The organism is Natrinema sp. LJW11, assembly GCF_056135975.1.
Window position 1 is genome coordinate 126,651 of sequence record NZ_JBWBDM010000010.1, and the last position, 18,513, is coordinate 145,163.

An 18,513-nucleotide genomic window follows, 5' to 3' on the forward strand; every position below is an offset into this window, starting at 1 on the left:
CTGGACAACAAGCGTTCATCGACATATCCGCTAGCGACGAATCAGCATTGTATTCTATTCCCAATTATATAGGCCTGAGAAATGATGATCGTCTAATTGGGTAGGTCACTACTATCGGTTACTGGACACCCAGCTCAGTAAATTCAATTACAAACGAAGATACATCCGCGGCAGAACTGACGTGTTTCCACTGTGTTAGACCCTGTGCGGGTGACCGAGAAAGAAAATATTAAATTACTGTCAAGAAAATACAGCAAAAGTTAGATTGTGGTCAAGAAGCATCTCTAGATGTGCCCTCAATGGCGATAACCATAGGAAACCTATATTATCAAAGTTCGTTATGAACATGCGTGGAAGCAGCAATTTTATTTTTATCCGTCTTTAAGTATAGACGCATGGAATCTATTTCACTTAGCACGACAGTCATCATGAAGATCGCCAAGAGAGAAAGTGTGGACCCCGCTGAACTTGATCCTCCACTCTTTGATGCAATTAATCCTGAAGCCCTTGATGGTTTGTTTAAGGATAATGGTGACCGCAGTGTAGAGAGATGCGGTTCCGTGCAGTTCAATTACTACGGTTATAATATTACTGCCACGAGTAACGGAGATGTGACGGTTTCTGAGGAAAGCACGGACGGTGGCCGCGATACTTATTCGATAGAGGATGAACTCTTCTAAATCATGTTAATTGGCTATCTGTCGAGATCTCTACAGGTATTTAATAGCGTCCTGAGTGATTCTGACGGATTTGAGTAGCAGATAGCCCCACTCCGTCGATCGTATTCGATCAAATTTGAGTCCTTCATTAACGGCAGATCCTTGTGGACCAGGGTCGTCTGTAGCCGACCACGTTGTTCGATATCCTTGCTCGATTTCACTTCTATCAGATGGTCTATGAGGGACTCGAGTTCTGTTGTTCTCTTATCTCGTAGATAGAACAGGATGTCACGCCGACGGGATTCGGATAATACCTTTAAGATTTTATCTAATCGGTTCTGTTTCGCAGCCTTGTCCATAGACCACCCCTCAGAATTATCTGCGATTTCATTATAGCTTTCACTGCGTTTATCTTTGAAAGGACCGTCTGACATGTGTCACACATCTATTGTTAGTGACTTAACTCTTGGGTCGTGATAACATATCTATTGGAAATTCTCTGTCTGAATTAGCACATAATTGGAATCATCATGCAAATTAGCAAATTGCAGGTACAATCGATCATCTTAATCATGATAAAGTCAAAACAGGATTATATAGGATATCGCCGTTTTCCGAGACGGGATGGTGATGATGAGCAAACCAAAGAGAGTACTGGTGGCCTGTGTTGATTGTGAATACCCCTATGCAGCCCAAGTGTGGCCTGACGGCAAAATTCGACCGATAGGAAGTCGAAAAGGTTGCAAATGCGGCTCAACAGAGTTCCGAATCTTGTCCGAAACTAACCAGTGTAAAGTCCAATCTAAGTAATAGGAGTTCAACAGAGAGATATAAATGCTAGCCATGTCTATGAATGGTTGACTGAGCGCGGTATTCATGTCGGTATCAATCGAATTAATGAGTTGGCAAAACATACTACCGATAAGATTGAGCTGACCTCTGAACAATATGAAATACTCACTCCAGAATTTCATTATGGCTACTTCGAGATTCCACAAGAAACGTTAATAGAAAATCGGCTGACCAGCCAGGGATCACTCATCAGACACTCTCAGAGCGGCTTCGCTGCGTTTATTGCACACTCGTCACTCCAGAGCTTGGCGGAGACGATGAGTTTGATAGGCAATTCACTAACAAGAGATAGCAAGCCCAGATCAGACGGTTTCGACAGTCGATGCAGGCAAATTCAGACGTCTCAACCGACCTATTATCGTGTTATGTCGGAATAATCGATATCGAACGTGCCGCCGATGGGACCATAGGTATATTTGCCACATCTGCTATTCTCATCTAAGACCGTATTTTTCAACGATGTTGTCTACCTCGTTAGTGCTCTCTGTATCCCCATCACTATCGAGGTGTTTACCTGGAGCCACATCCCAGAGATCGTCTTCAGTGATCTCCTCAGGCACATAGCTCATATATTTGTCTTGAAGCGTGCTCAGATGTCTGTGCTTTGTATACTCGTCTCTGATCTTCACATCACTCCATCCAGCAGCCTTCAAATGGGACACCCGTGTGTGGCGAAAGTCTTTGAGCTTCAACTGAATTACATCGTGCTCTCGTTGAACTCGCTTTAGCTCGTCTCGTACCTTATTGAGCGTCGTATCAAACACACTTCCTTCGGTGTCGTCTACTAACTCTCTCAGCAATTCACGCTCTGCCTCGTTTCGTAGCTGGACGTACTCTCGATTATCCTCACCTCGTTGCTGCTTCAAAATCGAGTACCACACGAGCTCATTATCCAGCCTCACGTCGTCTGCCTCTAATAGAAGAATCTCTCCAGGCCGACGACAGTGGAGATACTGGAGTGTGAAGAACTCTTTGTATGGTGAGCGAGCGTTCTCGAGTATCGTCGTAACTTCATCACGAAAGTAGACGTTCCGGTCGTCAGCTACCAATCCATAGACTCTCTCGCTGTCGGAACCCTTGAAGCGACGATCTCGGTATTTCCGGAACTCTCGTTGGTCGAAGAACTGGAGGTCCATCTCATCGCAATAGCTCTGGATCGAATCAAAGTAGTGTCTGACCATTGTACGGCTGAGATCCAGATCGAATAGCACACTGATGAACTGGGTAATCTCCTCGAAGCACTCTGGCTCAAAACTCGAGAACTCATAGCTCGCTGGAGTCGTCCGTTTCAACTCTCGAAAGCGAATCACTGCTTCCTCACCAGTGATCTCATCTACTTGTTCTCCAGCTAGCCACACATCGAAGAGTCGGAGACACGATTTTCTGTCCGCTAACGTGGCCTCTGCATATCGCTGGCTAACCTTCTGCTTATACTCGGAATATTTCATTCAGGTCTCTCCAGATAGGCAGATTCAGGATTGTTCCGTTCGTAATAGGCTCGCTGCGGATTCAGAATCTCCGATGGAATCGTAGCAGGTACTGGTTGCCCAATAGCTGCAAACACCCCTTCGTTTCCACTGCGGCCAGCTAATGCGAGTGCGATGCTCTGTACATCTTCTTTGAGCCAACTCATTTCTACGTCGTCTGTAATATCATAGAAACGCTTGTCGAACTCGTCGCGAGATTCATCTTCAGCGATCTCTGAAGTGACCTCTTCAAGTACGTTCACCTCTTTCAGGAACCAGACCTGCTTGCGAATCTGCTCTGCGTTTGAGACTGTTATATTGTAATCCAGTCGCTCCATCGCTCGGTTGAACTGCCGAAAGAGTTCGTTTGGATACTCAGGACCTTCCAATTCGATGTATCCAGCTATGAACGGTCCTGTTCTACTGGTTGTCAATCCAGCAAACTCATCGACGGCAATACGGATTGCCTGCTCTAAATTTTCGGTTCTCTCTACCATGCCGTTATTTAAAAAATTCGCGCGCAAAATCCATATAGGTAGGTATGGGTTGTCCTCCCATCGGAGGACGTGGTGAAGAACGCTCTTTTCGATTTCTGTTTTTCTAAAAATTTTTAACGCTTTAAATCTTTAGCTATTTTGTCGCTGAATGCTTAGACAGAAATTTATTAGTTTTTAGCGCGTAAGTTATTTGCTTGCAAAATCAAAAAGTCGCAAGACTGCAAGCAGGAAAACTAACAACTATGTCGATTCACAAGCACAAGAAGTCGACTGACGACTCTGGAGGGAGCGGCACCTACATTGAGTTCAAATCAGACGAGTCAGAAGCACAGCGAACTGCCTATCGCCTCTGTTCCAGAGGCGGAAAACTACGGAGTGGCCTTGAAGACATTGACGAGACCTTTGCCGAACTCGCACCTCTACTCGCTGAGGTGCTTTTTGAGGAGGACCCTACGAACCTCATGGCTTGGGTTGAAGTCGATGAAGACGATATCGAGGCATACCGAGAGGAGCACCTCGAAACCGAAGAAGACGACGACTAACTGACCACCCCTCTTTGTGAGTTTGACAGGACACAAGGAGTGGTAACGCTGCTTCAGCGGAGTTCTGGATTCTAACCAGTGGAACCCAACCTGATGACACACGAGAATTACCCACACGAGGAAGACGTACAGGCCGACAGACAAACCAATGAATCGAACGACTTCACTATCCCAAATGAAGATCAGCTATCAGCGATAGCTCACACCCTACTTGAGGAAGTAGAGGATGACGACGAGGTGCCCTTAGCAATCAGTGATGATATCGTCATCGTACCGAAAGACGAGCTAGCACATGGACTGGCTGAGTCGTTCCAAACACTCTTTAAACTTGTAGAGAACGATGAATTCTGAAGACCCTCACGACAGCTATGATATCGAGATCGAATTAGCAGATGATCTTGCAGAAGCGCTCAAGCACGCAATAGATGACTGGGTGCTGGCCAATGAGATACAAGTTCATCGGATCGAGGGCACCATTATTGCTGATGAAGAGGAGTTAATCGAGAAGGTAGCAGTGATGGTTGCGCTTACTGCTGAAGGGATAGACGACTAGCTTCTCTATTCTTTTTTAGTGCATAAAAATCAACATTTCATCATCTAATTGAGTAATACAACGTATATACGTATCACTACATTCATCCTCTATATTCAGCAGATCGTTTCTGACGCCTATCTGATATATGGGTAACTGCTCCGGTAACGCCTTCGCCTATACTTACCACGATTTTCACTCTCAGTTCTGAATAAAGAAACCGTATCACCTACTACTGTTAACCAACACTCGTGGAAGGATGCGACTTCTGTTGGTTAAAACTCTACAGTCCGTTTCCGAGAAATAATTATGACTGTGTGTATGTAGCCTATTGCAAGCCAATAGGATAGCCGAGAACTTTATACGATTGTGTAGCGATGGTATAGACATGAGTAGTGATCGAAAGTCAGTTCCAGTATCCATGCCGCCGGAGTTGGTAGAAGAACTGGACGAACTGGTCGAAAAAGGTATGTTCAGCTCCCGCTCCGAGGCGCTTCGGTACGGAGCTCGCCTCGTTGTTCGCGAAGAGCGCCATGCCCGACTGCATGACTTCACCGCAGAGCAGGCCGGCGATGATATCCGCGAGCGACTGGAGCGCAAACGTGTATCTTGATACGGATCCGATCCTCGCGCTCCTGAAAACTGATGACTGGCTCGCAAGCAGCGTCGATCTCGAAGCGATTGAGGAGCCGAAAACGTCGGTTGCGACAGCAATCGAAGTCCAGTACGTCATGGAGGGTGAATGGGATCGGGACCAACTCGCGGACGCCCACACAGCGATCGTCGACGAAGGGGTTGACCTTGTCCCGCTGACTGTCGACGTGATGGAGGCGGCGGGGACGTTGCGAAAGCGATACGAGAAGCTCAACGTCTTCGATGCAGTCCATCTCGGGACGGCCGACATGCTCGGCGAACCGATCGTTTCGACCGATACGCTCTATCCAGATATCGAGGAAATAGAGCATATCGACCCTCGAGAATATTGATCAGATGAATCCGTCAAGAACGACGATCTTGTGAGAGTCTACCTGCTGACCTTGGAGGTTCGGCGGCGTTCGGATTGATATTGTTCCTGCGCTCATCGCGACAGTCGCTGCTGGGTTCCGTTTGAACGATGATATGGCCCCACGGAATCGGCCCTGAACGTCGTAGAAGAGACCAACGATTGTCACTGTGTCAGGATTTGCACCCTGAAGATCAATTTCGGCAGTTAGATCGATACCACCTTCGGGATCGGCAGTCATATCCGAGCTGACCACTGTAGCCGCTTCGATCTCCGACGCATCCACGATGAGGTCAGACTTGATGATCCGGGCCTCAACATATTCGAGACGGTCTGGCGTTTTGGTGTAGTACCGTGTATAGTCCTTCCAGACCGTGTTTGCCGGGATATACGGACAATATCCCTCTCGCACTTCCAGAATAGTATCATTCGAATCGTAGAATCGTAGTTCGGTTTGAACCCGGCCGTGGGTGATCCCTTCTATGTTCTTGATTTCTGTAACTGCCCATGGGATTTGGCCGCTCGGTGGTGCAGTTACCGAATCTCCTAAAATGAAATCGGCACTTCTGACTGTTGCTGATCCCTTCTTTGTCGCTTTTGCATTTTCAGTTGGCTCGTCATTTTGTGCTTCTGTATTTTCGTTCGGATTGCTATTTTGAGATTCTGTGTTTCCGTTTGAATCGTTCTTCTGGTTCTGTTGTGGCTGTGATGTATTACTGCTGGATTCATCGCTTGCACATCCAGCCAGAATACCGACACCGGAAGCAGCGAGGGCTGTGATATATCTTCTACGGGCTACATTCTTCATACATAATGAATTTCTGAAGGACTCTTGTAGCTGTTGTGTCGGTGGAGGGATGTTCTAAGGATTTCAACAGAGCCTCTCGATTGTATCACTTGGGGTTCTCTGTAGCCCTCTGCGCTTTCGACGCGATCGACTGTGGTGTTGCTCACCCCCTCAGAAGAGTGGAGGGCGCGTGTACAAGCAATACGTGCTCTCCAAGACTGATCATCGTGCCACTCCTAGACGTATACGAACGCACGTTTGACGAAGACGTCCCCCTCTCTCGAGAGCCGCCCGTCAGAGACGGGGACAGCGAGGAACAGATACTGCCCTACGACCGCCACAACGCAGACAGCAACGCCGAGGAGGATTGATCCTCACCATGACGATCGAGATCTAGAACACGATCGCGTGGGTGGCGGCGAGCGTGGGGTCAAAGACGGTTGGGGTGCACAGCGAGTGACTATGTCTCTGGACGATATATTTTGCCCAGAGGAAGAAATATGTGTGCCAATCCCGTTAGTCGGAGTATGACAGACGATGTCCGTCACGACGGCCCGCCCCCGTTCGATAGACCGTTCGAAGGCGAGGACACAAAGCAGCGCGTGTACGGTGCGGTGTTACACGCTCGAGAGCCGATGACGGCCGCCGAGATCGCCGAGCGAGCAGACTGCTCGGGGGAGTCGGCACGGACACACCTGTCCTTCTACGCCGACCTCGGTATTGTCATTCGGCATGAGGGCCGGCCAGTCAGGTACGAGCGCAACGACGACTATTTCGAGTGGCGGCGGGTCAACAAGCTGGCGAGGGAGAACACTGTCGACGAGTTGCAGGCCCGCGTGTCGGAGTTGACCGACCGGATCGAGGAGTACCGCAGCGAATATAGGGTCGACTCGCCCGCCGAGGTCGATGTCCTCGAGTTCGATGCGGCGCGGATTGACGACGTGTACGTGGAACTCGGTGATTGGGCCACCATCATCGAGGAGCGTCGCCTACACGAACGCGCCAGGAGAAAGGCCGCCGGCTCGACGGCCTCGTCGCATAGCTGAGATGGTGCCGGTGGATGATGGTGCGAGTCCCGCACCGATAGACCGGTCGATGTTGGAGCGAATGCGTTCCCGATTCGTTGGGCGTCGCATGTTCGAGTCGGCGGAGATCGTCAAGGAGGGGAAGCTGCACCTCCGCGTCGAGCTATCAGGCGACTACTATCCGAACGAGGCGTCTGCTCGCTTTGTGATTCGCTGGTATCGCAACGACGACTTCAACTTTCACTACCAAGAGGAGCGACGGGACAGCGACTGGAAGTGCCGATGGGATCGGCACCCAAACGCACAGAACTCACGGGATCACTTCCATCCACCGCCAGCCGCTAGCCGCACCGACGCGGAGAACGCTCAGTGGCCGGACGACCACCGCGACGTGAGCTGCCTCGTCCTTGATCACATTGAGGAGCGCATCGAGATGCTGTGGGAGTAGCAGTAGGCCTCATGCTCTACGGTGGGAAACAAAACATACGGAAAACGCGGGTGAGGGTGCCTCTGACAGGTAACAGCCGAACGGACGACAACCGCCCGGCCTCCCCACATATAAATCAACTAATGCGTATGGATAATTCTTTTGATCTATCGACAAAATATCGTTTCACGTTCACTCCACTACTCGGAGATTCACGAGGAGAAGGGATAAGAGCGAAAATTGACGACACACGAGGAGTTCCACAACACCATGAACTACGACGATGACGACCGCTGGGAGTTCACTCCCGAAGGCGAAGGAAGTATTGCCTCCGATGCGACCGGCTCGAGAGCCGTCGACGACGGCAGCTACGAACGCATCAACAACTCCCTCAAAACCGATCACGTGGGGTATCCAGACGCTCCTGAATCAGCATCCTACGAGGACGGCTCCACCGCTGAGAATCAGTGCGAGTGTGGCACAGAGATCGCACACAACCGGACGAAGTGCGACTTCTGTCTCACGAACAGCCTCGACTACGGTGATCTGGCGGTTGAACCCGACACTGAGCGCGAACTCACTGGGCTGATTCACGTTCTCGTCGACGCGAAAACCGAGCATAACGCCATTATCAAAGCCAAATCCGTCTTCAGAGGCCTGACTGGCAATCCCTTCACCACCTCTATCGACGGTATCGACGAGTGCGAAGTGATTGCTGACCTCGAGGGCGAGCTCGTGACGCGGTTCTCTCGTGAATGGGGTCAATTGCCTGGTGCCGCTGACCTTGATACGACTGAAGGACAGCGCCAGCTCGATCTTATCCGCCAGAACGCCGGCCACGACTACACTATAGCTGCTGAGGAGAGTACCGCCAACACCGAGGGAAACCGACCGACGCTCGAGCCAGTGCTGTTCGACGCTGAAGGCGAGCCAATCACTGACATCGAGGAGGTCGGACAGCTAATTGCCGGCGGCACGCTCGAACGAACCAGTTCCAACTGGGATACTGACGAATATCCGCGACGTGAGGAGCCAACACGCACCTGGATCGTTCCCGCGATCGCCCTCGAACACGTCTCCCCACCGGATCGCTCCGAGAACCCTCCTCGTGAGGGGCGAACCCGTCGCAATCTCGAGTGTCGGTCTTGCGGTGAGGCGACACGCCACATGTTCGGTGGCTTCGATGAAGTGCCAGTTCCAGAGATTCCAGACTCATCAATCTGGGAATGCACCCGGTGTCAGTCTTCCCGACACGGCCCGGACCCTGACAGTCCGAACGGAAACACGCACCGCCGGTGAACTAAAAATCTGGACGACGGACGCGTCTCACTGCTCGAAATACACGTTAGACCAGCGCCACGGTCCCGTAGTGTTGTTCCTCTCCTCGAGAGAATGAGAGGAGTCCATGATGGCAGATGCTGACCAGACTGATGAGTCACTGACACCAGCACAGCGCCTCGAGTCATCGAATCCCCGGATCATTGATGCAGGAGTCGCGACGATCACCGACATGGAGACACTTCAGGCGTGTGTCGCCTACGAAAACCAGCACCAACAACGCCTTCCGATCCTCAAACAGCTAGGCCAGCGAGCTGAAGAACTTCGTGAGGAGTCGTGACTAGTCCACCGATTATGACGCCTGCGAAGATCTGAGAGTGTTGTTTGTACCCTCGAGAGGGGTGGATGTTTTCCCAGTCTGGATTGGCGATAACTGGATCGACCGGCGGGATCGGTGTTTCCTGTGAAGCAGTAGTCGGTAGACTGGCAGTAATCTTGGTGCTCCTGATCAGTGGTTGGTGGTTCCGGTTAGCGTCTCCCTCTGAAGGCCGTGAATCTCATCGGGTGGGACCCGGTCGTTCTCTGTATCGGGGGGCGTTGGATTTCCTAAGGAAGGACTGTCTATCGTTTAGAGAGGAATCCTCGAGTTGCAACCTGATGTGTTCATGTACCGTCTATTTTCAGTTTCACCGCGATTGGATCGCCTATTTGTGAATACGGGTGTTCTCCTGCTTGTAGAGGGAGTAACCATATCATCCCCTGTCGCAGTCACACGCTCCCTCTATATTACCTTCACAAATTCATGTCCACGACGAATCCACCGGATCTCGGTGCATGTCCGTTCTGCCAGGCCGAGATCACGACGCTCAATGTGATCCTCGAGTATGAGACTGAGACGGGATCGGCAGTATACGCCGAGTGTCCTGAGTGCCGCGACGTCGTGAACCCACAGTAACTACCGCCCATGCTATGTGACAGAGTAGGCCGGTTGCTTGGCCTAGTGAACGAAAAGGACGTCGTGTACGAGTGTCGACGCTGTGGCACCACTGTCGACAAAGATACCGATACCTGTCCTGAATGCCGGACAGAAACGATCGTACAACATCGGATATCCTGACCGATGACAGAGGGATACGACCAGATTCTGGAGTTCGTGGCGGAGAATCCAGGGACCACCCTCGAAGAAATCACGGAGATGGCAGCTGATCACTGCATCGCCGATACGGATATCTCGGACCTCATTTCGGAGGCGGCTAACAACGATGATCTTCTCGAGTTTGATGGACGGTACTGGGTGATGCGGAAAGAGAAGTACAGGTTCCACCGGTACGATCACCCGGAAACCTGATTTACAGGGATACGACCATCTCTGTCCTATTCCTGCAAAATCTTTGATCCCATCGACTGCATACTCTCCAGAGCAGATTGGAGCGACCTCGAGATATTGTCGGATCGCCCGTTACGAGAGCGCCCCGTAGATTATAATATAGACAGAATGTAACGATATCCGAAAATTATTTATTCTCAGCCTGTCTCTGTAGGGACACCGAGTAGGCCATATCCCACGATTGCTTGACACCCAGAGGCGCCCGGTCTCTGCCTCTTGACTATACAGGGGGGACAGTCTGTCTCTCCTGTATGGTGAAAAGCAAAAATGGTCTACGACATCGTGTTCACTGGTTCTGCCGAGGAGGCGTTTGACGGGCTTGAGACGGATGAACGGAGCTACATCCAGAAGAAACTGGATGAGATTGCTTCGTCGGAGTTCCGGCACCCGTCGCAGTGGGATTTCAAACCGATGGGTGGCCGATCCGATGGACGGTTCCGGGTCGGGAACGGACTGCGGGTCAGTGCCGACATTGATGACAGGGACAACATGATCCGCGTGTACTGGGCGGATCGGCGGGAAAACCTGTACCGGTAGTAAATCAGTCGGATTGATATTTTCAGGATAGGATCCAAGGCGCGTGGTCTGTTATCTCTTTTCAGCTAACCTTTTTATCAGTAAAGATGATAGATTCATAGACACGCTGTGTGGTGATGCCTATTCAAGATCGAATTCACTACTGATGATAAGGTCAAGATTATCCGTGACGGGAAGACGCTGGCAATTGCTCCGACCACGGATGGCGTGATCTGCTCCCCAGATTGGACGGCCTCGAACCGCCACCTCACGCTTCTTCCAGACGGGCCTGAGAACGGTCGTGCCGGTGACTGGGGTATGCATGTCACCGAACCCGGCGACAAGGACAAGACCGTTCTGAGTGATGTCGTCTACTGGCAGGACGACCTCTTGGTAGAGGCATACATGTTTGGTCGTGGACTGGGCAGTATGAGACCGGCCGCTGAACTCGTTGATTGTGAACTCGTTATTCTCGATTTTGACAAGCTGCTGGCGGTGCTGCGTGATCGCGGCGTCATCGATGAAGACGGGGACCGGGAGGTGATTCACATCTCGGATCTCGGTGATGCGTTCTCCCCGGATACGATCACGGAAGAACTTGAGCCTGTGATTCGCGAGGTGACAATCCAAGAGGCGTATGAACTGGGTGTAATCTTCGCCTACAACAAGGATTCACGGAAACTGGTCTGGATGTACCCGGACCAGTACGTGACCGAGACCCGAATCAGTGATATCCTTGGGGGCAACCGGGCAGCACTGGAAAAGTATTCCAAGTTTGAGGAAGGACTGGCCCTGTTCGACCAGATCTTCGAAGAGTAACCGATTCCGCTCGGAAACATCTATGTCCACGGTTCAACTGAAGTGCGGTACGTACACGAGAAGTAGACCAGCAAGGAGCACCGGGAGTTCGTTCAGCAGTTTCCAGTTCCGGATCTCCACATGGATCAATGCGTAGCCCAGGAGGATAACAGCGCCACCGGTCTGTATCACGACGTACTCGGCATGGGTCTCAACAACCTGCGGAATCACAAGCCCGAAAACGATCCCGACCAGCGTCATCACTCCGATCTTCACGAGAAACGCAGTCTCTTTCGTGTCAAAACTGCTAGTGCCGACAGCAAAATACGTGTCTCCCTGATTGAACAGCTTCCAGCCGAATATCCCGACGATGATCCCCTGCAGGGCCGCGATAAACACCTCTCCTAGCGTCATCCCGTATCCGAGCGTGGTCGTATCTAGGTTTCGTAGCATCCCCGTGACCGGTCTGAATTCCGCGTAGATGCAGAGACTGATGAACGCAGCCCAGATCAGGAAGTAGACTTCCCAGTTCTCGTACTGGCTGTCATCAATCCACTGCTGTACATCTTCCAGCATATGGCCAGGACACTGCCCTAGTCCAACAAGAACCTTTCTTGCAGTAAACATCTCGGATAACGCGAAAGTGACTTTTAGTTAGATGCTGTACCGGGATGGTAATGGGTGTCTCTCGTCGACGGTTTCTCGCTGCTTCTGCCACTGGAGCAATAACCCTCTCTGCAGCAGGACCAGTCCAGGCAGAGGATAATACACCTTGCTGCGGCGATACACAGGTTCGAAGAACGCCGTCGGAGCCAGATGAGGGCCCGATTGATCCAGTGATCGCAGAGCGTTACGGCAAACTGGATCTCTCTAGTGAATGCCCATGCTGGGAATGGGCGTTACCATCGTTCTCGGGAGATACTGTCATCGAGTATGAGATCCGATCAGATAGCCCTGAGAACATGCCAGACGTAATAGTCGCGAACGATACTGGCCTAAGAAAATATAGAACTCAGATAGAGGACATTCCGCTCTTCAGCACCCGTACTATAGGTTTAGGACGATTAGGATCAGTTCCGATCGTGGACAAAGTCTATACGGAGAACCTGAACATCGAGTCGATCTGGAAGAAGATTCAGCAGCAACAGGACTGGACTGTGGACTCCGTCGTCAATATGTCCGCTTGTCGTAACGAACCACGAGCAACACAGAAATCGCATGGTGTCGACCCTGGAGACTACAATTTAGTAGTTGACTGGACAGACGACGTTCTTTCAGCACCAACCACTGATGAGACCACGGTAGAGGTATCAATCCGGGCACGCCGCGAAACAGTTAGTGAGGCAACTAAAGCCGCTCAGGATGAGACCATCTCTTTCTATACGGGTCTTCCGGCAGATGAATCGCCGCTAGCGGATACGATGGTCTCGGTTGCAGAAGCGGTCTGTGACCAAGTACCGTCACAGATGGAAAATCTCTCCGTGGCAGAATTCCAGGACGCTGCTCCACGAGCAGAACAGACAGTGGCTGTCACCCGTGCTGTATTCGATGTTCTCAAGAATAAACTCGGGTATAATCCGGCGTTCATCCAGGACCTGTTAGAAGGTGCTGCAACGTGGACACGGTGGGCCAGGTCCGTTCTTCCCGTGGTGAATAGCCTGGAGCATGTGATTGAGGATGCGTGTGAGGTTTCTCAAGATGATCCTGAGACAGTGACAGCCGACATTAAGGATTTGATGTTGAGTCTCGGTATCTTGGTGATTGATCTCCTGATGGTGAAGTTCGGCATGGCTAGCCGGATTGCTTCGTTCGCTGTGAGGCGTGCCCACACCTATTTGCTTGGTATTGTTCGGGAGGTCTTGGGTCTCAAAACCTATCTGGTTCTCCTCCGCGAACTGTACACGCTTACGACGTCCGGGCTTGCAGAAGCTCTTGGCATTATCAAAGACCTCACCCGCGACATCTGGGAGAAGCACAAGTTGATTTCGAAGGAGGAAGCAGATGCGGTTGATAGCATGGGTAAGACGGAACTCGGATCGCTTGATCTTGACTGGGATATGGATCTTGGACCGTTTGACCTTGATCCTACCTGCTAGCCGTAGTAGCTGATACTTCATCTTCGGTCAAAACAAGTCACTTCGACCTCACCAGCAGATCCCGCTATTCAGAAAAGAAATCAGCGACGTACTGGTCTTCCCAGTCGCGGCGAGCTTCAATCTCCCGTTCACCGCGACGTGTCACGGAGTAGACGTTGGTGCGGCGGTCGGCCTCGCCTTTCTCAATCAATCCTTTGTCGACGAGGGTGTCCAAATTTGGGTAGAGCCGGCCGTGATGGATTTCTTTCTCGTAGTAGTTCTCGAGTTCGTCTTTGATCGCCAGGCCGTGGGGTTCGTCCAGTCCCGCGGTCACGTACAGGAGGTCGCGCTGGAAGCCGGTGAGGTCGTACATATCAGCCCCCATGGCTATCAACGGTTTAAAAATAGTGATACCACGGATCATCAACCCACTACTACAGAATTGCTTCCCCTCCCCACCTTTCCCTTATCTTCCCTCTTCTCACGTGAGTCTGTGTAAATCTACGAAAGAGTTATTAGACGGAGGCAAGTTGAGTAGTACAGAGGTCGCAATGACGCAACCATCAGACACCCCGAACGATATCGATCCTGAACAGCTCAAGGAATACGTGAAGAGCCTCCCAGAAGACGAACGGGAAGCACTCCTAAAAGAAGTCCAGACAGAAGACGTCTACCCTGTCCTCAACTGGGCACCGAACCCTGCCGCCGTGAAAGCCACGCTCAACTTCATCTCGGACAATGGCACGGTCACCTACGAGGAACTGCGTCAGCACCTCGTGAATCTGGACTACGCCGATACCGATGAGGGGAAGTACAACTTCGGGATCGTCTCGGTGGAGGAGGACGACCCCGTCTTCAACACGACCGGTGGCCAGGAGGCTGATACCGAGATTTCGCTGACACCGATCGGAGAGGAGATCGCCAGCGTGTTCGACGACCGCAAGGAGATTCGTCCCGTTGAACGGGCACTATTGTGTGGCCTCCAGCCCTACGGTAGTGGCTTCGCGTATCTTTCGCTGCTGGATGAGCACCGTGAAAACGGCATTCTCCGTCAGGATCTGGAAGATGCGATGGTCGACCGGTTCGGTGGATCTGGGAAGTACTTTACAGGGTACTTCACGTCGTGGTATGCGAAACTCGGGTTGCTCGAGAAAGAGCAGGTAGGTCGAAAAAAGAAGTTCCATCCGGCCTTCCCCGAGGCCTGGTGAGAACGTTCTCACCAGGTATCCACTTAATTAATACTCATTCTTGCTTTCGTATCTAATTCAGATACTTGGCGATCTTTAGTTCGGCATCTTTAATTTCCTGCTCCAGACTCCGGAACAGGGCGTACTGCTTCTCCTTCCGCTTCTGGATCACGGGATTGCACGTCGACAGAATCCGTTTCCCGAATATGTACACGAGTCACGACTCATCGTGTGCATATCTCGAGTCAACCTGTTGTTTGAGCCGCTGTTTGTCTCTAAATAGCTGATACGTTCCGCCAATTTTGGACCGAAATGGGCCGTTCAATGAGCCGAAAAAACAAGGATTTCGAGGATCGTGTGTACGAGTATGCAGGATCGACGGCGACTATGCATATCGACGAGACGTGATCGAACGTCCAGCTTACTTTCACGACTGCAATAAGACAAAAGCGGCGGTGAGTGTCTGTGACGACGTTTTAAAGTTTGTTCAGGCGTCTCGCCAATTCCTTGAGCGCGACGACCTCACACTCAAGCAGCACCAGGAAATCGCCGAGATGCTGTCGACGCGACCGGTAACCTTCGAGGTTACCACGGACCTTTCTACTGGACTCTGGAATCAACTAGTGGTGTTTATCGCCCCAGGAGCGGTGAAGGGGCTGATCAGTTGTCCTCTTCGGAGTTATCGATGGCAACGAGAAACATCTACACGACGACGTTTGGCGAAGGTATTCAGACGACTACAACTACCTGTCCAGACTGTGGCGGCAACGTTCGAACGACTGACCGCGAGACGATCTGTGAGGACTGTGTACTGATCCTTGAGGACACTCAACTAGACCGAGGACCGGATTGGGGTCGACATGACGAGCAGGGATCCAAGAGACGGACCGGCGCCCCGCTGACACCGACACGCCACGATCGAGGCCTCTCCACCGAGATCGGGTACAAGCAAGACGGACATGGAAATGTACTCTCGGGCACGAAGCGCCGACAATTGAACCGGCTGCGTCGCGAACAGTCCCGTGCCCAGTGGCAGTCGAAAGCTGAACGCAACCTCGCCTATGGACTCGGTGAAATCCGGCGAATCGTCGCACGTCTCGGCCTCGCACAGAGTATCCGGGATCAGGCGTGTTCGCTGTTCCGAACGGCACAGTCTGAACAGCTCTGTCGCGGACGATCGCTCGAGGCGGTGGCTGCAGCCAGTGTCTACGCAACAGCTCGGTGTAACGGACTCGGACGATCACGAGCAGAAGTCGCAGCCTGTGCGCGCTGTGACCAGCAGAGACTCACCAATGCCTACAATGCGATGAACGTCGAACTCGAGTTACCGACACAGCCGATCGCAGCAACAGATCGGATTCCGAGGCTTGCAACGGAACTCAAGGTTCCGGACCACGTGCGTCGACGAGCACTCGAGCTCGCACAGACGGCACGCGAACGCGGACTGACGATCGGCTGCCGGCCGAGTGGCGTCGCAGCGGGCTGTCTCTATCTCGCTGCCCAGCGAGTCGAATTCTGTCTCTCCCAGCAGCGGATCGCCGATATCGCAGGAACATCACCGAACACGCTCCGTAGTCGGCGAGACGAGTTACTCGAGATTGAAGCTGAAACCTGATCGTCACAACCTGGATGAGACACTTGTAACGGAGCTGATCGGGCGCTCCCTCGAGTGTGTTTTTCTTCCCCCAAAGGGGTGAGGGGCGTTCCAGAACGGAGCGTCCATCGCCAAGAACGATGACTACGAGCGACTGTTCGCAGGTGTCCTTCGATGATTCGGACACCAGACGTGACGAGATGCACAGTACAATGGAAGCCTGGGTTGACGACCTCGTCGACGAGGTTGATGACGCAGTCTCGAGTGAGCAGTTCCAGGAGTGGCTCGATGTGCAGAGTCACTTCCATGACTACTCCTACCGAAACACGCTGCTGATCACACGCCAGTGTCCGCACGCAACTCACGTTGCCGGCTATCGAACGTGGCAAAACGAATTCGACCGGTATGTGGAAGAGGGCGAGAGTGCTATCTGGATCTGGGCACCGATCATCGCAAAGCAATGCCCCGAGTGCGAAAACTCGCCGTCGTACCACGAACGAAGCGACTGTGAGTACAACGAGACATCACCCGAAGACTGGTCGAAAGGACTTGTCGGCTTTCGGCCAGCGCCAGTCTTCGACATTTCTCAGACAGAGGGAGAGCCACTGCCCGAACTCGAGACGGAGGCGACCGGAGAAGCTGACGAACTGGTGCCAGCGCTTCTCGAGGGAGCTTCGATGCTTGAGGTGGAAGTGGAGGTCGTTTCTCCAGCGGAGTGGCCTCACGGAGATGCCAGAGGCGTGTGTCAGTACCGCTCTCCTGCAGAGCAACCACTAATCGAGGTCCAGGATCGTGAGAACACCGCCGACCTTGCCGTAACGACCGTCCACGAGTACGCCCACGCACGCTTGCACGGTGACGTCGACGACGAGACCGAACGCTCGAAACGCGAACTCGAGGCCGAAGCAGTCGCCTATATCGTCGGACGGTACTTCGGGCTGGACACGAGTGGGTCGGCGTTCTACCTCGCTGCATGGGAGGGCGAAGGGTCGGAGGCTATCCTCGATCGACTTGAGCGTATCAGTTCGACCGCTGCGGAGATTATCGATGTCGTCGACGAGGTGATCACAGATGAGTGATCGGCACCTCCTCTTCGAAATCGTCGACGCGCTCGAAACGGAGGGACTCGGTCGTGACGAGTACCAACTGCAACGGGTGATTGACATCGAAGCACTCGAGCAACTCGTGGACTCGGCGAACAATGACCTCGAAGTAAGATTCTCGGTTGGTGAGTTTCGTGTCCTCGTTACGCAGTCCGATGTACGGATCCTCACAAATCCGTAGATTGGCTCTGGTGGAATCCCTAACCTGTGGTAGTTTCTACACCACCAATCGCTCAGTAGAGGTCAAGGACTTACTGCAGAAGCTATTCCTATCAGTCCACTCTCATAACTGCTAACCGAAACTGCTCGAACGACCGAATTAGCTCAACAAACTCGCCAGGATCAACCGGTTTTTCGAGGACTGCATCTTCGTCCGTATCATGATCGAGATCCCGGGATTCAATCAAGCTCTCATCCATCCCGGTTAAGACAATCACTGGTACGTCATCCAATTCTGGGTGGTGTTTGATCTCGTGTAGAACGTCCTCTCCGTCCACTTTCGGTAGGTTCAGATCAAGCAGTATAATGTCCGGCTGAGGAGCGTCTTCGTACTCGCCACGTTGATCGATAAAGTCCAGTGCTGCTCGGCCATCAGTGACGGTGGTGAGCGTATTTCCGATGTTGCCGTCTGAGAAGGCCTCTTCGATGAGACGGATATCGCCAGGGTTGTCTTCTACCAGCAGTATCACCGCCTCTGATGAGCTACTCCCATCCGTTCTAGTTTAGCGACTGGCTGAGACGGATATCACGCCGAAATTGCGTCGAGTCTGACCGCAATCATACCG

General features: G+C 52.1%; 27 protein-coding genes and 2 pseudogenes. 22 read left to right on the forward strand and 7 right to left on the reverse strand.

Features of this window, described 5'->3' with window-relative positions; all coding sequences use genetic code 11:
• The first annotated feature begins 350 nt into the window (after nucleotides 1–350).
• Complete coding sequence (locus tag AC0QDI_RS22265) at nucleotides 351–680, forward strand: HalOD1 output domain-containing protein (RefSeq protein ID WP_474671939.1); 330 nt, start codon at nucleotides 351–353, stop codon at nucleotides 678–680.
• Between the two features lie 14 nt (nucleotides 681–694).
• On the opposite strand, the gene AC0QDI_RS22270 is transcribed toward AC0QDI_RS22265, so the two are convergent.
• The 3 genes from AC0QDI_RS22270 to AC0QDI_RS22280 form a co-directional block, all read right to left on the reverse strand.
• Complete coding sequence (locus tag AC0QDI_RS22270; protein WP_474671941.1) at nucleotides 695–1,093, reverse strand: DUF7344 domain-containing protein; 399 nt, start codon at nucleotides 1,091–1,093, stop codon at nucleotides 695–697.
• Nucleotides 1,094–1,945: 852 nt separating this feature from the next.
• Nucleotides 1,946–2,959, reverse strand: coding sequence for a tyrosine-type recombinase/integrase (locus AC0QDI_RS22275; protein ID WP_474671943.1), 1,014 nt, complete (start codon nucleotides 2,957–2,959; stop codon nucleotides 1,946–1,948).
• Nucleotides 2,956–3,474 (reverse strand): hypothetical protein, encoded by a 519-nt coding sequence (locus tag AC0QDI_RS22280; RefSeq protein WP_474671945.1) that lies wholly within the window; start codon nucleotides 3,472–3,474, stop codon nucleotides 2,956–2,958. The genes AC0QDI_RS22275 and AC0QDI_RS22280 overlap by 4 nt, the downstream gene beginning before the upstream one ends.
• A 242-nt stretch (nucleotides 3,475–3,716) precedes the next feature.
• Here AC0QDI_RS22280 and AC0QDI_RS22285 point away from each other — a divergent pair, with 242 nt between their 5' ends.
• The 5 genes from AC0QDI_RS22285 to AC0QDI_RS22305 all read left to right on the forward strand — a co-directional run bounded on the left by AC0QDI_RS22285 (nucleotide 3,717) and on the right by AC0QDI_RS22305 (nucleotide 5,534).
• Nucleotides 3,717–4,016 carry a hypothetical protein gene (locus AC0QDI_RS22285; RefSeq protein WP_226777708.1) on the forward strand — a complete coding sequence of 100 codons (300 nt, stop codon included), beginning with the start codon at nucleotides 3,717–3,719 and terminating at the stop codon, nucleotides 4,014–4,016.
• Nucleotides 4,017–4,094: 78 nt separating this feature from the next.
• Nucleotides 4,095–4,367, forward strand: a complete 273-nt coding sequence (locus AC0QDI_RS22290; RefSeq protein ID WP_474671947.1) for a hypothetical protein — start codon at nucleotides 4,095–4,097, stop codon at nucleotides 4,365–4,367.
• Entirely contained in the window at nucleotides 4,357–4,569 is a 213-nt protein-coding gene (locus tag AC0QDI_RS22295) for a hypothetical protein (protein ID WP_226777710.1), read from the forward strand. The genes AC0QDI_RS22290 and AC0QDI_RS22295 overlap by 11 nt, the downstream gene beginning before the upstream one ends.
• Nucleotides 4,570–4,936: 367 nt before the next feature.
• Nucleotides 4,937–5,161 (forward strand): ribbon-helix-helix domain-containing protein, encoded by a 225-nt coding sequence (locus tag AC0QDI_RS22300; protein ID WP_474671949.1) that lies wholly within the window; start codon nucleotides 4,937–4,939, stop codon nucleotides 5,159–5,161.
• Nucleotides 5,151–5,534, forward strand: coding sequence for a type II toxin-antitoxin system VapC family toxin (locus tag AC0QDI_RS22305; RefSeq protein ID WP_474671951.1), 384 nt, complete (start codon nucleotides 5,151–5,153; stop codon nucleotides 5,532–5,534). The genes AC0QDI_RS22300 and AC0QDI_RS22305 overlap by 11 nt, the downstream gene beginning before the upstream one ends.
• On the opposite strand, the gene AC0QDI_RS22310 is transcribed toward AC0QDI_RS22305, so the two are convergent.
• Nucleotides 5,535–6,359 carry a hypothetical protein gene (locus AC0QDI_RS22310; protein ID WP_474671953.1) on the reverse strand — a complete coding sequence of 275 codons (825 nt, stop codon included), beginning with the start codon at nucleotides 6,357–6,359 and terminating at the stop codon, nucleotides 5,535–5,537.
• Between the two features lie 206 nt (nucleotides 6,360–6,565).
• Here AC0QDI_RS22310 and AC0QDI_RS22315 point away from each other — a divergent pair, with 206 nt between their 5' ends.
• The 9 genes from AC0QDI_RS22315 (at nucleotide 6,566) to AC0QDI_RS22355 (ending at nucleotide 11,790) form a co-directional block, all read left to right on the forward strand.
• The gene (locus AC0QDI_RS22315) at nucleotides 6,566–6,709 is read left to right on the forward strand and encodes a hypothetical protein (RefSeq protein WP_474671955.1); all 144 of its coding nucleotides are present in this window, start codon (nucleotides 6,566–6,568) and stop codon (nucleotides 6,707–6,709) included.
• 156 nt (nucleotides 6,710–6,865) lie between these two features.
• Nucleotides 6,866–7,384: a DUF7342 family protein gene (locus tag AC0QDI_RS22320; RefSeq protein ID WP_474671957.1), complete on the forward strand. Its 519-nt coding sequence runs from the start codon at nucleotides 6,866–6,868 to the stop codon at nucleotides 7,382–7,384.
• 88 nt (nucleotides 7,385–7,472) lie between these two features.
• The gene (locus AC0QDI_RS22325; protein ID WP_474671959.1) at nucleotides 7,473–7,811 is read left to right on the forward strand and encodes a toxin-antitoxin system TumE family protein; all 339 of its coding nucleotides are present in this window, start codon (nucleotides 7,473–7,475) and stop codon (nucleotides 7,809–7,811) included.
• A 249-nt stretch (nucleotides 7,812–8,060) separates the two neighbouring features.
• Nucleotides 8,061–9,089, forward strand: coding sequence for a DUF7995 family protein (locus tag AC0QDI_RS22330; RefSeq protein WP_474671961.1), 1,029 nt, complete (start codon nucleotides 8,061–8,063; stop codon nucleotides 9,087–9,089).
• A gap of 109 nt (nucleotides 9,090–9,198) precedes the next feature.
• On the forward strand, nucleotides 9,199–9,408 hold the full coding sequence (locus AC0QDI_RS22335) for a DUF8129 domain-containing protein (RefSeq protein WP_226777911.1): 210 nt from the start codon (nucleotides 9,199–9,201) through the stop codon (nucleotides 9,406–9,408).
• Nucleotides 9,409–9,870: 462 nt separating this feature from the next.
• Nucleotides 9,871–10,023, forward strand: coding sequence for a DUF7837 family putative zinc-binding protein (locus AC0QDI_RS22340; protein ID WP_474671963.1), 153 nt, complete (start codon nucleotides 9,871–9,873; stop codon nucleotides 10,021–10,023).
• Between the two features lie 165 nt (nucleotides 10,024–10,188).
• Nucleotides 10,189–10,416 (forward strand): hypothetical protein, encoded by a 228-nt coding sequence (locus AC0QDI_RS22345; protein ID WP_474671965.1) that lies wholly within the window; start codon nucleotides 10,189–10,191, stop codon nucleotides 10,414–10,416.
• A gap of 306 nt (nucleotides 10,417–10,722) precedes the next feature.
• Nucleotides 10,723–10,992 (forward strand): type II toxin-antitoxin system RelE family toxin, encoded by a 270-nt coding sequence (locus AC0QDI_RS22350; RefSeq protein ID WP_474671967.1) that lies wholly within the window; start codon nucleotides 10,723–10,725, stop codon nucleotides 10,990–10,992.
• Between the two features lie 297 nt (nucleotides 10,993–11,289).
• A complete protein-coding gene (locus tag AC0QDI_RS22355; RefSeq protein WP_474671969.1) occupies nucleotides 11,290–11,790 on the forward strand; it encodes a hypothetical protein in 501 nt (166 codons plus the stop codon).
• A gap of 33 nt (nucleotides 11,791–11,823) precedes the next feature.
• Here AC0QDI_RS22355 and AC0QDI_RS22360 read toward each other — a convergent pair whose 3' ends face one another.
• On the reverse strand, nucleotides 11,824–12,345 hold the full coding sequence (locus AC0QDI_RS22360; RefSeq protein ID WP_474671971.1) for a hypothetical protein: 522 nt from the start codon (nucleotides 12,343–12,345) through the stop codon (nucleotides 11,824–11,826).
• Nucleotides 12,346–12,446: 101 nt separating this feature from the next.
• On the opposite strand from AC0QDI_RS22360, the gene AC0QDI_RS22365 reads away from it, so the two are divergent.
• The gene (locus AC0QDI_RS22365; RefSeq protein WP_474671973.1) at nucleotides 12,447–13,865 is read left to right on the forward strand and encodes a hypothetical protein; all 1,419 of its coding nucleotides are present in this window, start codon (nucleotides 12,447–12,449) and stop codon (nucleotides 13,863–13,865) included.
• A 64-nt stretch (nucleotides 13,866–13,929) separates the two neighbouring features.
• Here AC0QDI_RS22365 and AC0QDI_RS22370 read toward each other — a convergent pair whose 3' ends face one another.
• Nucleotides 13,930–14,217, reverse strand: coding sequence for a helix-turn-helix transcriptional regulator (locus AC0QDI_RS22370; RefSeq protein WP_474671975.1), 288 nt, complete (start codon nucleotides 14,215–14,217; stop codon nucleotides 13,930–13,932).
• A 178-nt stretch (nucleotides 14,218–14,395) separates the two neighbouring features.
• Here AC0QDI_RS22370 and AC0QDI_RS22375 point away from each other — a divergent pair, with 178 nt between their 5' ends.
• From AC0QDI_RS22375 to AC0QDI_RS22400, 6 genes and pseudogenes are all read left to right on the forward strand, one after another.
• Nucleotides 14,396–15,052: a hypothetical protein gene (locus AC0QDI_RS22375; RefSeq protein ID WP_474671977.1), complete on the forward strand. Its 657-nt coding sequence runs from the start codon at nucleotides 14,396–14,398 to the stop codon at nucleotides 15,050–15,052.
• Nucleotides 15,053–15,405: 353 nt separating this feature from the next.
• Nucleotides 15,406–15,630: pseudogene (locus tag AC0QDI_RS22380) on the forward strand (DUF7692 domain-containing protein); the annotation flags it as partial.
• An 86-nt stretch (nucleotides 15,631–15,716) separates the two neighbouring features.
• Nucleotides 15,717–16,328, forward strand: a pseudogene (locus AC0QDI_RS22385) (transcription initiation factor IIB); the annotation flags it as partial.
• Between the two features lie 9 nt (nucleotides 16,329–16,337).
• Nucleotides 16,338–16,646 (forward strand): transcription initiation factor IIB family protein, encoded by a 309-nt coding sequence (locus AC0QDI_RS22390; protein ID WP_474671994.1) that lies wholly within the window; start codon nucleotides 16,338–16,340, stop codon nucleotides 16,644–16,646.
• Between the two features lie 119 nt (nucleotides 16,647–16,765).
• Nucleotides 16,766–17,704, forward strand: a complete 939-nt coding sequence (locus tag AC0QDI_RS22395) for a DUF955 domain-containing protein (protein WP_474671979.1) — start codon at nucleotides 16,766–16,768, stop codon at nucleotides 17,702–17,704.
• Nucleotides 17,697–17,909, forward strand: a complete 213-nt coding sequence (locus tag AC0QDI_RS22400) for a HalOD1 output domain-containing protein (protein WP_474671981.1) — start codon at nucleotides 17,697–17,699, stop codon at nucleotides 17,907–17,909. Before AC0QDI_RS22395 ends, AC0QDI_RS22400 begins: the two co-directional genes overlap by 8 nt.
• A gap of 91 nt (nucleotides 17,910–18,000) precedes the next feature.
• On the opposite strand, the gene AC0QDI_RS22405 is transcribed toward AC0QDI_RS22400, so the two are convergent.
• Nucleotides 18,001–18,408 carry a response regulator gene (locus tag AC0QDI_RS22405; RefSeq protein WP_474671996.1) on the reverse strand — a complete coding sequence of 136 codons (408 nt, stop codon included), beginning with the start codon at nucleotides 18,406–18,408 and terminating at the stop codon, nucleotides 18,001–18,003.
• Nucleotides 18,409–18,513: the final 105 nt, after the last annotated feature.

Bases quoted from the DNA above. Each gene is read 5' to 3' on its own strand.
- AC0QDI_RS22270 (WP_474671941.1), bottom strand. From the start codon at position 1,093: ATGTCAGACGGTCCTTTCAAAGATAAACGCAGTGAAAGCTATAATGAA.
- AC0QDI_RS22275 (WP_474671943.1), bottom strand. From the start codon at position 2,959: ATGAAATATTCCGAGTATAAGCAGAAGGTTAGCCAGCGATATGCAGAG.
- AC0QDI_RS22280 (WP_474671945.1), bottom strand. From the start codon at position 3,474: ATGGTAGAGAGAACCGAAAATTTAGAGCAGGCAATCCGTATTGCCGTC.
- AC0QDI_RS22285 (WP_226777708.1), top strand. From the start codon at position 3,717: ATGTCGATTCACAAGCACAAGAAGTCGACTGACGACTCTGGAGGGAGC.
- AC0QDI_RS22295 (WP_226777710.1), top strand. From the start codon at position 4,357: ATGAATTCTGAAGACCCTCACGACAGCTATGATATCGAGATCGAATTA.
- AC0QDI_RS22300 (WP_474671949.1), top strand. From the start codon at position 4,937: ATGAGTAGTGATCGAAAGTCAGTTCCAGTATCCATGCCGCCGGAGTTG.
- AC0QDI_RS22310 (WP_474671953.1), bottom strand. From the start codon at position 6,359: ATGAAGAATGTAGCCCGTAGAAGATATATCACAGCCCTCGCTGCTTCC.
- AC0QDI_RS22320 (WP_474671957.1), top strand. From the start codon at position 6,866: ATGACAGACGATGTCCGTCACGACGGCCCGCCCCCGTTCGATAGACCG.
- AC0QDI_RS22325 (WP_474671959.1), top strand. From the start codon at position 7,473: ATGTTCGAGTCGGCGGAGATCGTCAAGGAGGGGAAGCTGCACCTCCGC.
- AC0QDI_RS22330 (WP_474671961.1), top strand. From the start codon at position 8,061: ATGAACTACGACGATGACGACCGCTGGGAGTTCACTCCCGAAGGCGAA.
- AC0QDI_RS22335 (WP_226777911.1), top strand. From the start codon at position 9,199: ATGGCAGATGCTGACCAGACTGATGAGTCACTGACACCAGCACAGCGC.
- AC0QDI_RS22340 (WP_474671963.1), top strand. From the start codon at position 9,871: ATGTCCACGACGAATCCACCGGATCTCGGTGCATGTCCGTTCTGCCAG.
- AC0QDI_RS22345 (WP_474671965.1), top strand. From the start codon at position 10,189: ATGACAGAGGGATACGACCAGATTCTGGAGTTCGTGGCGGAGAATCCA.
- AC0QDI_RS22350 (WP_474671967.1), top strand. From the start codon at position 10,723: ATGGTCTACGACATCGTGTTCACTGGTTCTGCCGAGGAGGCGTTTGAC.
- AC0QDI_RS22355 (WP_474671969.1), top strand. From the start codon at position 11,290: ATGCATGTCACCGAACCCGGCGACAAGGACAAGACCGTTCTGAGTGAT.
- AC0QDI_RS22360 (WP_474671971.1), bottom strand. From the start codon at position 12,345: ATGCTGGAAGATGTACAGCAGTGGATTGATGACAGCCAGTACGAGAAC.
- AC0QDI_RS22365 (WP_474671973.1), top strand. From the start codon at position 12,447: ATGGGTGTCTCTCGTCGACGGTTTCTCGCTGCTTCTGCCACTGGAGCA.
- AC0QDI_RS22370 (WP_474671975.1), bottom strand. From the start codon at position 14,217: ATGTACGACCTCACCGGCTTCCAGCGCGACCTCCTGTACGTGACCGCG.
- AC0QDI_RS22375 (WP_474671977.1), top strand. From the start codon at position 14,396: ATGACGCAACCATCAGACACCCCGAACGATATCGATCCTGAACAGCTC.
- AC0QDI_RS22390 (WP_474671994.1), top strand. From the start codon at position 16,338: ATGAACGTCGAACTCGAGTTACCGACACAGCCGATCGCAGCAACAGAT.
- AC0QDI_RS22395 (WP_474671979.1), top strand. From the start codon at position 16,766: ATGACTACGAGCGACTGTTCGCAGGTGTCCTTCGATGATTCGGACACC.
- AC0QDI_RS22400 (WP_474671981.1), top strand. From the start codon at position 17,697: ATGAGTGATCGGCACCTCCTCTTCGAAATCGTCGACGCGCTCGAAACG.